The organism is Nocardia sp. CA-145437, assembly GCF_050956485.1.
Lineage (GTDB): Bacteria > Actinomycetota > Actinomycetes > Mycobacteriales > Mycobacteriaceae > Nocardia.
Map to the genome: position 1 here is coordinate 4,222,960 of NZ_CP191204.1, position 12,058 is coordinate 4,235,017.

Consider the following 12,058-nt stretch of genomic DNA (forward strand, 5'->3'; position numbering starts at 1 on the left):
CCAGCGAACACTTCTCAGTTCGTGGCCGATCCAGTGAACGCACTCACCGCAACCCAGGCGGTCCGGCGTGGTGGCAGTGCGCTGGTCTGTAGTGCCGACCGCAGAAGTAGGGGCAGAAAACTTGAAACCCTGACGCTTCAGACATGCGTAGGGTGGCACCGACATCACGAAACATGAGGAGCGCCCATGAAAGCCGCTGCCAGACAACGCATTATCGCCGCTGCGGCCGGATGCCTGATCGCCGCCGCTGCGGCCGGAACCGCCAGCGCCGCGCCGCTGGTTTTGCAGCCCGCTGCCGAAGCACCCGTCGCGCCAGTTGTGGCCGAAACCGGATCGTTGGAACGCGCGCTGGGCGGCGATGTGGGGTTCTCGGTGAGCCAGGGCTCGAGTGACATGTACTGGAACATCGTCGAATTGGTGGTCTGTGACCTGCTGCGAGCCGGTCCGTTCATCTGCGCCCCCGGTAGCGGCCACTGAAAGGTATCTGACGCTCGACCGCGTAGTCGAGGACGTGGCACCTTCGCGCGGATCCAGGAACGATTGGCTATGAGCGCGAAATCCGACACCATCTGCGTATCAGCAACCGTCGGGTCGTGTCCCTGATGCGTGCCACCGTTCAACGGCCTGGACCATCTCGCGGCCGAGGTAGTCGAGATATCGGCCGATTTCGGTCAGGCGGATTCGACGGACGACCTACCGGTTCATCCGTGGCTGATCGGCACATCCCAGAACGCGAGTTCGTGGCGCATGCCGGTCAGGAACAGCTCCTCCGCGTTGTCGCCGCCGGCCTCGTCGAGCATCTGGGCGCAGCGGGCGGTGAGGGCCGCGAAGCCGGGGTCGGCGTAGGTGTCGATCCAGCGCTGGTAGCGCGGGTCGGCGGGAGGGTTCTGGGCGAGGATCGCGCCGAGTGTCGAATAGCCCCACATGCAGGGGTAGAGGGCGGCCAGGCCGTCGGCGTAGTTCGCGGCCGAATCCAGCAGGAACGCAGTGTATTTCGTGCACGGCTCGCCCTTGGTGGCGCCATCGAGGTCGGCGCCGAACTCCGCGGCCAGACTGCGGTGCAGCGAGATTTCGTCGTGGAAAGTGGCGTGCGCGAGGTCGACCAGGTCACCGAGGTGGGCGGCGGGCGCCTGCCAGGCGAGGCGGGAGAAGACGCGGACGTAGTCGAGCAGGAACAGGTAGTCCTGTTCCAGCCAGGAGCGGAACACCGGCTCGGCGAGGTCGCCTTTCGCGATCCCCGCGACGGTCGGATGCGCAAGTTGCTCCTCGACCAGCGGGCGGCCGAGCTGCTCCAGACGTGCTGCAAGACTCATGCGAGAAGTCTCTCCTACTCGCCTGATCGCGGTGGCGGCGGTGTTGCGCCGGGTCCGCCGCGCTGACCGAACCTCGCGCGCGGCGGCCCGGCATCGAGTACATCGTGCTATCACTGCTGAACGACGTCGGTATCCCAGCCACTGTCCAGGCAGGCAGGCGCGAGATGATCTCGGCAGCGGCGTGGTTCAGATCGATGACGAAGTCCACGGGTCAAAATCTCCTCTTGATCACCCCCTGCCGTACACGTCGACATCTACGCCGGCGAACACTTCGAACGAAATATCGCCGGCCAGCTCGCTTTCCTCGCTCAGAACGTCCCCTCACCGCCTGAATCGACCGCGCACCTTCGATCGCAACCGAGGAGTCATCCACCGTGTCTCGCTACCACCTCGCCGGGCGCACCGTCCTGATCACCGGCTCCACCGGCGGACTCGGATCCGCGCTCGCACGCGCCGTGGCCGCCCGTGGCGCCAACCTGGCGCTGCTCGACCTCGATGCCGACGCCACCGCGCGGCAAGCCGAAGCGCTGGGCCCCGACACCGCCGCCCGCGGGTGGGCCGCCGATGTCCGGGACTTCGACAGCCTTCAGCGGGCAATCGATGCTGCGGCCGCGCATTTCGGTCGTATCGACGTGGTGATCGCCAACGCCGGCGTCGGGGCAATGGCTCCGCTGGCCACTGTCGACCCCGCCGTCTTCGAGCGCGTGACCGACATCAACCTGAACGGCGTCTGGCGCACGTTCCGCGCCGGGCTCCCGCACGTCACCCAGCAGAAGGGCTACCTGTTGGCGATCTCCTCGATGGCAGCGTTCGTGCACTCTCCCCTGCAAGGCGCTTACACCGCGAGCAAGGCCGGGGTGTGGGCACTGGCCGACTCGACCCGCCTCGAGGTGCGCCACCTCGGGGTCGGTGTCGGTAGTGCGCACCCCACCTTCTTCAAGACGCCGATGATGGACCAGATCCACTCCGATCCCGCCGGCAACACCCTGTGGAAGGGAAACGCCAGTGGCCTGTGGAAGATGATCCCCCTCGACGACGTGGTCGCCGGCATCGTCTCAGGCATCGAACGCCGCGCCGACCTGATCGTCGTGCCGAAACGACTCGGCCTACCCGCACGGATCCCAGGCCTCATCCGACCCATCGTCGACCGGATCGGATTCCCGGGCACCACCATCCCCGACGCCATCGCCCAAGCATCACCCACCGGCTGGAACTGACCCCGCCGCATGCCGCGCTGACCGAACCTGCCACCGAAGACGGCCAGCGACACGACTGGGACCCGCGCGGAACACCGGGTGGAGCTCAATGAGTCTGCACCCGTTACGGTTTACGCGCCGACTGCTTGTACTTCGACGGTGCAGGGCTGATTGCGATGTGCCCACGCGAATACGCCTCTGATCAGGACATCGACGAGCCACTCCAGAGGTGCCTGGTTGCGCCTCGGCGCACGGCCATCATGATTGTCAACAATGGGCTGCGACCGATGAGTCCAGGACCAGGACAACGAGAGTAACTGGCGCGGCGATAGTTTGACTGGCGCCGGGCCACACGGGGTGAGCGGACGCCCCGCGGCCATTGCGGCGCTGCGCCTTCTACACAGGCAATGAACTCCCGTCGCCGCGACCGAATAGGTCAGTATCGGTTCGGCTGATGCTCATGAGCCGCTGCGTTCAAGATGCGCGCAAGGACGCTCAACGCCTGCAGGTATCGCAGGTATGGCTGGTCCTGCGATCGAACATCTTCCTTGGCCTTGAACCAGGCATGAAGTACCCCGCCGTGGACTCGAATTCGCAGCGCGCCAACAGTTTGGTCCAGTATGGTCAGCACTTCTTTGGCCTGGGCGGTCAGCAAAGGTTTCGCGTGCCCAGCGTCGCCGCTGTAGAAGGACCACTTGGTGTCGAAATCGGCGTCGCCACTGGTGAATTTGCGATCATCGAACGACCTCCCGCTCAATGTCGCACGCCAGTCGCCGTGCGCCGAGATGATCTCGAGGTCGGGAAGGTTCTGCGAGATCCCGATGATGCCGACAGCATCGGCGTCGTAGGTGAATATCACACCAGGGCTGCTCGATGGATGGAAGGTCCACTGGGTGCGATACGAGACGAAGTGGAAGCCGCTGACAGTGCCATGGATGGGGTTGGTGTGTCGGCCGTTGTCGGCTTCTGGCCCAAGGTTGGCTTTGTGCTGATCGGGCCATTGCGGTGTGGGCCAACCGATCTGCCCGCCCACCGCTGCCGCGATTGCACTGTCCTTCGGATTCGCCTGTCCGATACTCGGCTTCTTGTCGATGCTCGACAAGACCGCGATCAGGATGAACGCCGCCAACACGATCCCCACAATTACCAACATGAAACTTCCCCTCCGAAGTCGATCTTCGCCCGATGGTAGCAATGGACATGCCGTTCGGCCGAACCGGCCATCGCGGGCATCGGAAGATCAACCGGCGGTACTGATCCGAGGCTGGCGGAATATCCGCAACTACCGATTTCATCCTGCGCGGCATCATTGGTCGACGGAATCGACAGCCCTGGCGGCAATAGCGGGCACGGTCTGGATATCGTTGGCCGCGTATAGAACAAACGCGTCGATCGCCGCCGTAGCTGCTAGATAGCGTCGTTCATGTTCGTCCGCATCGCTCGCGGCCGCCCCGCTTCGCTGAATCCCTCGAATCGCTTCGATCGCTTCGTCTGCCAGTCGATGCAGACGGATATCGTCGGACAGCAACTTGAGGCGGAGAAACTCCGTTTTCAGTGCTGCCTTCTTGGTAAAGGCTTCCGATCTCGTGTTCAGCTCAGCATCGGGATCCTGGCTGAGCCGATGCCATCTCTCGATTTGGTGATGGCGGTACTCGATCGCTGCGGCCGCAAATGCGTTGTATGCATTCAAGCGATCCTGCCGCAGCCGTTCCGAGAAGCTCTGCCGGGCCGTTTTTTCAGCCGAAGCCCGCTGAAAGTAGTGGGTAACAATGGATCCCAGCAACGTTCCAGCGACGGCAATCAACGCGGTAATCACATAATCAACCTATCCGGTTCTGCCGGATCTTTTTGTGCTGCTTACGATCTGGAGTAGTCCACAGCGCCCCGCGGCCCCGGATGCACCTCCGAAGGCCATGCCTCCATCGAGCCTGAACGCATTCTTCTGCCGTCTGGCACGTCGCCCGGCACAGGTGTCATGCCGAAGGTCGTGCGGCCGCAACCGCGATATCCCTTTGCCCGCCGAGCCGATCCGCGTCCACGCGTCGTCCGCGTGCGGCGCGCTGGTGGGCGCCGTACGGACGTTGGTATCGGAGCAGTGATGTTGCGGTGGCATCGGCACGCGAGGCGGCGTACGCGGAATACCTCCGCAGTGGTTGTCGGCGCGAGAGCCACTGCCTGCCTGGGCAACGGATGGCGACGCCCGGCAAAAGCTCTACGACGGGCACAACTCGAACGTGCGGTATTGCCGCAGACAGCGCTGACCGAACCGACCAGCGCGGGGCGGACCCCAGCTGAGACTGACCGCGGTGCAGGAACATCCGCTACTGCCGATTATGTGTAGACCTCGCCACCGACACAGGTCACCGACCTACGGCTTTTGTTGTTTCTGGGCCGGGATCCGCGTCGGTTCGACAGCATCGAATATGGTTCGCGCATGTTTCCGATGTGGCGAATCACGTATGTCAGAGCGGCCCTTCAGCAAGGCCCCTGGCGTGCCACCGCTCGTGGGCTGGCGAGTTGGATCGTGATGGTCGGGGCTCCGGCGGTGACTGTCGGGGTCGTGTTTACGGTCGTATCGGGCTCCGCTGCACGGGGACTCGTTATCGCCGTCTGGGTGATGCTCGTGGTGGGCGTCGTGCTTGTCGCGGGCGGGCTCTGGGCGTGGAGGGTCAGTGGGCTGGTCGACAAGGAAATCAGGGCGCGTTATGGCGTGCTGTGGAAGGTCGAGTCCGCACGACTGCTGCTGCGCCCGCCGGTTCGGCAGGACGCGGTCGCGCTCGCCGCGACGATCGATGCGGAGATGCTTGCCGGGAACGGGTGGTCGGAACGCGATGCTCAGGTAATGGTGAAGGCCGTCGGGGCGGGGCTACCGACTCCTGGGCTTCTCGTGTTCGAGGCGTGGTCGGACGGGTCCCTGGTAGGTGGCGCGAGCGTGCACCCGAGCGGTAGCGACGCATCGTCGCGAACTCTCGGCTGGTGGATCGGACCACGGCACCGGCGCGCCGGCTACGCGACCGAAGCGGTGGCCGCGCTGGTCGAGGCGATCCACGACGCCGGTTTCACTACCGTCGAGATCGGCACGAGCGAGTCGAATCTCGCGGTGCAGCGCATCTGCGACAGGATCGGAGCGACGGAAAAAGATCGTCGAGCGCAGCAGTTGCCGAACGGATCGGTCGTCCCGGGAATCTGGTACGAGCACCGGCAGGTGCCTGCGGAAATGCCTTGACCCTGCCGAGTTCTCGGCGGGTCGTCGTCGAAGGCGGCATAGCCGTTGTTGCCGTTGGCGATCAGGTCCAGGTTGTCTATGCCTGGTTTTGCGATTCGAAGGCAGCCAGAAAGGACTCCATCGGGGTTCTGGGGCTGGATAGCGAACCGCAGTGCGTGTCCTCAGCGACACACACGCTCATGCCGCGACCCGCGGGGTTCAGCGACGCCTCAGAACAACCGATCACCCGAAGGCGCCGGTGCAGGCGTAGTCGGCAAGTGGTCGCGCTCCTCGTCGTCGATGACATCCTGAATCGCATCGATCTGGTCCTGGACCACCTCGGCGCGCGCCACCAACTCGACCCGGTCGGGCTCGGTGAGGCTCTCGGCACCGAGCTTCTCGAAAACGCAGGAGAGGGCTGACCGTAAGTCCTCCAGCTTGCTGTCTGATTCCACAGGACCTCACCCTACGTCGGTCCCAAACGACAACCGCCCGAGCCCAGAGGGACTGCGCGCGCCTCCCGGGTTCAGCCCGCCTCGAGGGATTTGCGGATCTCGGCCTGGATCTCGAGTTGCGCCCGCGCAGCGGTCAGCCCGGCGGTGACCTCCGCGGCGGTGCGCTGGGTGGCAGCCGAAACGTATTGCGCCACCGCCGCTTCGATGGATTCGACGGCCTGGGTGGCGGTCGCCCGCTGCTCGGTCAGGGCGGCGGCGGGCAGGGCCGCCATGGCGACCAAACGGTCGTCCCAGGCCAGAGCGGCCTGCTCGAGTTCGGCGCGCAACACGATCGTGGTGGCGTCGTCGAGGGTGTTGGCGGTGTGCAGGGCACGGATGGCGTCGCGCAGGCGACGGTGCAGGCGCGGCTCCGGGTCGTGCGAGCCCGCCCACGAGGCCGGGGCGCGGGTCGGCATGCCCGGCACCACCTGGTTGGCGGTGGCGGTCGAGGCGCGCTGACCGCGCGACACCAGGATGATGCCGCCGCCCACGGCGGCGATCAGGATCAGCGCGACGGCTACGAAGATCAACACGGTCGGTTCCGCTCTGCTCGGTGGGTCATCGTCGGTGGGTCATCGATGGGTGGTGGGGCGCGGAGGCACGACGGTGGAGTGGCTCGGCCCGCTCGGATGATGGCTCGGCGTGTGATGCCCGCGCGCGACCGCGAACGCCACCACCACCGCGACGATCACGGCGAGCACCGCCAGGATCGCGGCGATGATCTTCGCCTTGCTCCACGGCCGGTCACCGGACACCTGCCCGGTCAGGCCGTTGATGTACACCTGATAGGTCTTGTCCATGTAGACGACCGTCAGCAGCCAGATCGGCAGCAGCACATGCTTGTACGCCAGCCAGTTCCAGTTGGTGTTCAGTTCGTGGATGCGCTGGTGGTCGCCGCCGATGTCGGCGCGCACGCTCGACTCGATGGCCGACTCGATCCGCTGCTGCGCCTCCGGGAACGACTCCTCGGCGTCCTTGTCGTAGGTGCGGCACAGGTGCCCGGCCACGAACTCCGGCGAGTAGGCGCGCGCCTGCTCCACCGGCCACGGTTCCAGCGACCGGATCCGGTCCCGGTTCAAGTTCTCGTTGGCCAGCACCGGCAGATCGGCGAACTCGTTGCCGACCTCGCCGGCCACCGAATGCCATCGCGTGTGGGTCTCGTAGATCGGATCGCCGTCCTCGTCGGTCCCGACCCGCACCTGATAGTCGTCGCCGCGCTCACCCTGATACCAGCTCGCGGTGTCCGCGTCATAGGTGAAGTAGGCCGTGTACAGACTCGAGAAGGCACCGATCCGCCGGTACTTCCGGAAGTTCGACGGCGCGAACCACCGCTTCGACACCCACTTCTCGACCAGCTCCCGAGCCTGCTTCTCCCCCACCAGGAACGGCACCACCCCGTCCACCGGCAGCCGAGCGGGCGCATTGTGCACGTCATCACGCTGAATCGGGGTAGCGCAGTACGGGCACCGAGTGGCGGTGAGGCTGCCATTGAATCCGGTTGTCCCACCACAGTTCTGACACTTCACCTCCCACTCCCCCGTCACCTGCGGCCCCGCCGCCTGCCCCTGCAACTCCCGCAGCGCCGCCATCGCGGGCCCCAACTCCCGAGCCTGCACCGGCACGTTCGGAGCGGTCACCGGCGACCGGTTCCCGCAACTCGGGCACAGCAGATCCTGCCCCGCCGGATCGAACACCAACTGCGCCCCACACGCCGTACACGGATACGTCCGTGTCATCTCCGTGCCGTGCAACATGGCCCGATCCGGCGCCACCGGCTGAGCCTGCGGCCCAGGCCCTCCCGCTCCATGCTCGGGTTCGCTCGCCCCGGGCACGAGCACCGGAGCCACAATCATCGGTTGCGGCATCGCACCCATCGGGGGCTGCATCGGCGCATTCGGCGCGAATCCACCCGGAAGCGGCGGCGGCACAGCCATTCCCACGCCCCCACCGGCGGGCGGAGCGCCGACAGGACCGCGCGACCCCTGCGCTGGAAGCGGCGGCGGCATCGGAGATCCCGTGGCCCCGGGCAGGGGCGGAGGGCTCACGGCACCTTGGGGCGGCATCGCGGCGCCCTGGGGCATCGGCGGGACACCGGTCGCATCGCGCGGCGGAAGCGGGGGCGGCACAGGGTTTCCCACGCCGGGCATCGGCGGCGGCATCGTCCGTCCGGGTTGCGCGGCGCCCGGGAGGGGCGGCGGGCCGGACGGGGCCGCCGCCTCGCCGCCGGGGTTGGCCGCGACGGGAGGGGTCCACTGGCGGGGTTCCGCGGTGTGCGGGGCGGCGTCGCCGCCGGGCAGCGGGGGCGGGCCCGCGGGCTGCTGTGGGGGCTGGTGGTCGTTCATGTGCGCTCACTCGGTGCGGCGGACTCGCTGGTCACGCTGTTGCGGTGGAAGGAGTTTCGGGACGCACCGAGTTGTCGGGCGTTCGATCGGGCGGGTGACCGGATTCGGGTACGGCGAACCGACCCGTCGGCGGTCATGCGCCGACGGGTGGGCCGGGTGGGTCCGGTTGCGGAGGTCGCCGTTACTGCGGGGGCAGCGGCGGCGGAGTGCCCGGCAGCGGCGGCGGGGTCGCGAAGAGGGACTGCAACGCCGCGACGGTTGAGGCCGGGGCCCAGCCCGCCATGCCCTCGGCCCACACATTGGTATCGCGGGTCAGCTGTCCACCCGAAACGTATTGGCGTAGCTGGTCGATCGGGAACGGGCCCGCGGCCTGGCCGCCATTGTCGAAGTGGAACTGCTGCTGACCCGGCAGCGGCGGCGGGGCCTGCTGCGGCGCGGGCTGGGCGAAGCCGCCCTGCTGGGGCTGACCGTAGCCGGGCTGCGGCTGCATGCTGCCCTGCATGGCGCCCGCCATCTGCCCGCCCAGCACGACACCCATCCCGGCCTGCATGGCGGCTCCCATTCCCCCGCCGGGGTTCTGGGCGGCGGCGAGCATGGCGTCGGCGGCCTGCATCTGCTGGTACCGGTTGAGGTCGACATTGTTCATGAACCCGCCGGCCTCGACACCGCGCGCGACGCCGCGGGTCATGGCCTGCTGGATCTCCTCGGGCAGCGAGATGCTCATGGTGACGCCCTCGACCCCGACACCGAAGCCGGACAGTCGCTGGCCCACGAATTCGCGCAGCTTGTCGGACAATTCGACCTGACGGCCCTGCAGGTCGATGGCGCCCAGCCCGCTGGCCAGCACCATGTCGGAGAACGCGAGCGCGACATTGGCGCGCAGCTGCTCACTGAGCACGTCCGCGTCGACCTCGGCGTTGGTGCCGATCATCTGCCGCAGGAACACCTCGATATCGGTGACCCGCACGTTCGCGGTGCCGTTGGCGCGGATCTGCACCATCCGGAAGTCGGGGTCGCGCACGGTGACGGGCTGCGGTGTGCCCCACCGCATATCGGTGACCGCGCGGGTATTGACGTAGTACACCTCGGACCGGAACGGCGAGTTGAACCCGTGCCGCCACCCCTGCAGGGTGGACATGATCGGCATGTTCTCGGTGGTCAGCGTGTAATGCCCGGGCCCGTACTTGTCGGCGAGTTGCCCCCGATACACGAAGACGGCCTGCTGCCCCTCCCGGACGATCAGCTCCGCACCGTTCTTGATCTCGTTCTCGTACCGCGGAAACCGCCAGGCCAACGTGGTCCGGCTGTCATCCAGCCATTCGATGATGTCGACGAATTCGCCGCGGATCATGTCGAACAGGCCCATCGAGCTCTCTTTCCTCCCTCAGGCGCGACCGCAGCCCGCGCCGAGTATGGCACAGGTCAGCAACGCGCCGGTCACCGTCAGATGGCTATCGAGCCAACCACGAGCAGTGTTAATGATCCATGAACGACCAAGGCCCGCGCGGACTTTCCCGCACAGGCCATAGCGGTCGGCTACCGTTCTCCGCGCGGCTCAGGCGGGCGCGCCGAGGCCCCCGCCCGCCACGCCGGCGGTGAAGGCGTCCCACTCGCCGGGCGCGAACACCAACGCCGAACCGGTCGGATTCTTGGAGTCCCGGATACCGACCATGCCCCCGTCGAGGAACGCGACCTCCACACATTCCGAGTTTCCAGAGCTGCGGCTGCTCTTGAACCACTCGGCTTCAGCAAGGTGACGATCGTTCATCCTCAGAATTCCCTTCTTGCGCACTGCCGCAGCATGTTTCGACTCGTGACCGCATCCATCGCGACGCGCTGGATCGTCGCGAACGCCCGACGGTATTTGCCGACATCTGCCTCTCCCTCAAGGTACATATCGCCCGTATAGCTCTCGACATAGATGACCGTCGGTTCCGCGACGCCCTTCACGTCCGGCTTGAAGTCGAGCGTTACGAACGGCCCAACCGGTGTCCCGAGTGGGAATCCCGCCTGGAACGGCACGACGCGAACCGTGATGTTCGGGCGAGTACCGAGGTCGGCCAGATGCCGAAGTTGCGTTGCCATGATCACGTCATTGCCGACTGTGGTACGCAGGGCCGATTCGTGCAGCACCAGATCGACGGTGATGGGCGACCGCTTACGCGTGATGATCGTCTGCCGCCTCAGCTTCAGCTCGATCCGCCGATCCTGCTCTTCCTCAGAGTCTTTCGGAAAGTAGGTCCGGTTCAGCGAGCGGGCGTAGTCGGCGGTCTGGAACAGCCCTGGAACCAGGTCCGGTCGGTAGATCTCCATCGATCCGGCCTCGGTCTCCATCCGCATGTAGACGTCGAAGTTGGCCCGAATGAGGTCGTTGAAACTGTTGTACCAGGTCTTTTCGGCCACCTGCCGGGCGAGTTCGATCATGGCGTCGGTCTTCTCGTCCGGGATCTCCAGGATCTTGCCGAGCTCGCGGAGATCGCGATCGAGAATCCGCCCCGGCTCACCCCGCTCCAGCCGGGAGTATTTGCTGTGGCTCCATTGCATCGCGGCCGCTACCTCAGCCTGCGTGAGTACGGTGTTCTCTTCGCGCTGGCGGCGAATGTACCGCCCGAGCTGCCGACGTGGCAGCGAAGCGCGGGGGTTCTCCTCGGGCATCGCAAACTCCTCGACTCGGTCAGAGTGGCACTGCGCCGATCCCAGAGTGACAGCGCTGCTGGGCTTTTGCGGCTGCTTTACGAGAATCCCTAAATGACAATGTCACGGCTGATCGTGGGGTGGTCTCCTTGACGGACAACGACGAAACCCCAGGTAGGTGACGATGTCCAGCAAGAACCCGTGGTCGGTGCAGGCGATCATCGACCGGATCGAACGAGAGAAGCGCCAGGCGGCCGACAGGGCGGCGGAGCAGACCGCAGTGGTCGGCTATGCGGTGCGCGGGCTGTGGTCGTGCTATTCGGATCCCGGCAAACTGACTGCCGCGCAAGCGCATATCGCGATGCAACTGCACCTCGGGTGCGGAGTCGGCACCTGCCTGGTGCGGCGGCGGGCGCGCACCGCCTTGGTCTCCGCCGGGCGTATGGTGCTCGACGCACGCGCGGAACGCCCCTCGGCGTCCCCCAAGCGGTCGCTGCTCACTCTGCTTCGGGTGGCCGCGGTCGCCTACAGCACACTGCTTTTCGGAGGTCGCCGTGCCGTGCGATGACCCGGACCACGTCGAGATTCAGGTCATCCAGGACGTTCTCGACACCATCGAGGCTCGCCTGCGCGACCGTGAACGCCACGGCTGGCGCTTGATCGTCCCCCGCTCTCGCGTGTACGCGACCGTGCTGCACGCGGTCATCGTCAGCGCCCGCGAATCCCGCCGTCTCCCCGCGACTCTGGACCACGCCGCCATCCTCGACACGATCCTCGACGGCGCCGAAGCCACGGACCCCGACACCGGCCTCCGCCCGATCGAGGACGTCCTCGACCATCACACCGTGCCGATGAACTGAACCGTTCCGGATGG

Annotated in this window: 14 protein-coding genes; 5 read left to right on the forward strand and 9 right to left on the reverse strand. The window is 66.3% G+C overall.

The window, feature by feature from the left end; all coding sequences use genetic code 11:
- The first annotated feature begins 186 nt into the window (after positions 1-186).
- A complete protein-coding gene (locus tag ACQPYY_RS19665) occupies positions 187-477 on the forward strand; it encodes a hypothetical protein (protein WP_433590483.1) in 291 nt (96 codons plus the stop codon).
- Positions 478-701: 224 nt separating this feature from the next.
- On the opposite strand, the gene ACQPYY_RS19670 is transcribed toward ACQPYY_RS19665, so the two are convergent.
- Positions 702-1,313: a TenA family protein gene (locus ACQPYY_RS19670; RefSeq protein WP_433590484.1), complete on the reverse strand. Its 612-nt coding sequence runs from the start codon at positions 1,311-1,313 to the stop codon at positions 702-704.
- A 374-nt stretch (positions 1,314-1,687) separates the two neighbouring features.
- On the opposite strand from ACQPYY_RS19670, the gene ACQPYY_RS19675 reads away from it, so the two are divergent.
- Entirely contained in the window at positions 1,688-2,530 is an 843-nt protein-coding gene (locus ACQPYY_RS19675; protein WP_433590485.1) for an SDR family NAD(P)-dependent oxidoreductase, read from the forward strand.
- Positions 2,531-2,945: 415 nt separating this feature from the next.
- On the opposite strand, the gene ACQPYY_RS19680 is transcribed toward ACQPYY_RS19675, so the two are convergent.
- On the reverse strand, positions 2,946-3,662 hold the full coding sequence (locus ACQPYY_RS19680) for a hypothetical protein (RefSeq protein WP_433590486.1): 717 nt from the start codon (positions 3,660-3,662) through the stop codon (positions 2,946-2,948).
- A 153-nt stretch (positions 3,663-3,815) separates the two neighbouring features.
- On the reverse strand, positions 3,816-4,325 hold the full coding sequence (locus ACQPYY_RS19685) for a hypothetical protein (protein WP_433590487.1): 510 nt from the start codon (positions 4,323-4,325) through the stop codon (positions 3,816-3,818).
- 561 nt (positions 4,326-4,886) lie between these two features.
- On the opposite strand from ACQPYY_RS19685, the gene ACQPYY_RS19690 reads away from it, so the two are divergent.
- On the forward strand, positions 4,887-5,735 hold the full coding sequence (locus tag ACQPYY_RS19690) for a GNAT family N-acetyltransferase (protein ID WP_433590488.1): 849 nt from the start codon (positions 4,887-4,889) through the stop codon (positions 5,733-5,735).
- 209 nt (positions 5,736-5,944) lie between these two features.
- On the opposite strand, the gene ACQPYY_RS19695 is transcribed toward ACQPYY_RS19690, so the two are convergent.
- The 6 genes from ACQPYY_RS19695 to ACQPYY_RS19720 form a co-directional block, all read right to left on the reverse strand.
- Positions 5,945-6,169 (reverse strand): hypothetical protein, encoded by a 225-nt coding sequence (locus tag ACQPYY_RS19695; RefSeq protein ID WP_433590489.1) that lies wholly within the window; start codon positions 6,167-6,169, stop codon positions 5,945-5,947.
- A gap of 71 nt (positions 6,170-6,240) precedes the next feature.
- Positions 6,241-6,741 carry a hypothetical protein gene (locus ACQPYY_RS19700; RefSeq protein ID WP_433590490.1) on the reverse strand — a complete coding sequence of 167 codons (501 nt, stop codon included), beginning with the start codon at positions 6,739-6,741 and terminating at the stop codon, positions 6,241-6,243.
- Positions 6,742-6,780: 39 nt separating this feature from the next.
- Complete coding sequence (locus tag ACQPYY_RS19705) at positions 6,781-7,845, reverse strand: hypothetical protein (RefSeq protein ID WP_379103838.1); 1,065 nt, start codon at positions 7,843-7,845, stop codon at positions 6,781-6,783.
- 886 nt (positions 7,846-8,731) lie between these two features.
- Entirely contained in the window at positions 8,732-9,916 is a 1,185-nt protein-coding gene (locus tag ACQPYY_RS19710; RefSeq protein WP_433590491.1) for an SPFH domain-containing protein, read from the reverse strand.
- Positions 9,917-10,105: 189 nt separating this feature from the next.
- A complete protein-coding gene (locus ACQPYY_RS19715; protein ID WP_433590492.1) occupies positions 10,106-10,318 on the reverse strand; it encodes a DUF397 domain-containing protein in 213 nt (70 codons plus the stop codon).
- Positions 10,319-10,320: 2 nt separating this feature from the next.
- The gene (locus ACQPYY_RS19720) at positions 10,321-11,205 is read right to left on the reverse strand and encodes a helix-turn-helix domain-containing protein (RefSeq protein WP_433590493.1); all 885 of its coding nucleotides are present in this window, start codon (positions 11,203-11,205) and stop codon (positions 10,321-10,323) included.
- Positions 11,206-11,368: 163 nt separating this feature from the next.
- Here ACQPYY_RS19720 and ACQPYY_RS19725 point away from each other — a divergent pair, with 163 nt between their 5' ends.
- Entirely contained in the window at positions 11,369-11,752 is a 384-nt protein-coding gene (locus tag ACQPYY_RS19725) for a hypothetical protein (RefSeq protein ID WP_433590494.1), read from the forward strand.
- Positions 11,739-12,044 carry a hypothetical protein gene (locus ACQPYY_RS19730; RefSeq protein ID WP_433590495.1) on the forward strand — a complete coding sequence of 102 codons (306 nt, stop codon included), beginning with the start codon at positions 11,739-11,741 and terminating at the stop codon, positions 12,042-12,044. Before ACQPYY_RS19725 ends, ACQPYY_RS19730 begins: the two co-directional genes overlap by 14 nt.
- Positions 12,045-12,058: the final 14 nt, after the last annotated feature.

Coding starts and splice junctions, on each gene's coding strand:
- ACQPYY_RS19665 (WP_433590483.1), top strand. CDS start 187: ATGAAAGCCGCTGCCAGACAACGCATTATCGCCGCTGCGGCCGGATGC.
- ACQPYY_RS19670 (WP_433590484.1), bottom strand. CDS start 1,313: ATGAGTCTTGCAGCACGTCTGGAGCAGCTCGGCCGCCCGCTGGTCGAG.
- ACQPYY_RS19680 (WP_433590486.1), bottom strand. CDS start 3,662: ATGTTGGTAATTGTGGGGATCGTGTTGGCGGCGTTCATCCTGATCGCG.
- ACQPYY_RS19710 (WP_433590491.1), bottom strand. CDS start 9,916: ATGGGCCTGTTCGACATGATCCGCGGCGAATTCGTCGACATCATCGAA.
- ACQPYY_RS19715 (WP_433590492.1), bottom strand. CDS start 10,318: ATGAACGATCGTCACCTTGCTGAAGCCGAGTGGTTCAAGAGCAGCCGC.
- ACQPYY_RS19720 (WP_433590493.1), bottom strand. CDS start 11,205: ATGCCCGAGGAGAACCCCCGCGCTTCGCTGCCACGTCGGCAGCTCGGG.
- ACQPYY_RS19725 (WP_433590494.1), top strand. CDS start 11,369: ATGTCCAGCAAGAACCCGTGGTCGGTGCAGGCGATCATCGACCGGATC.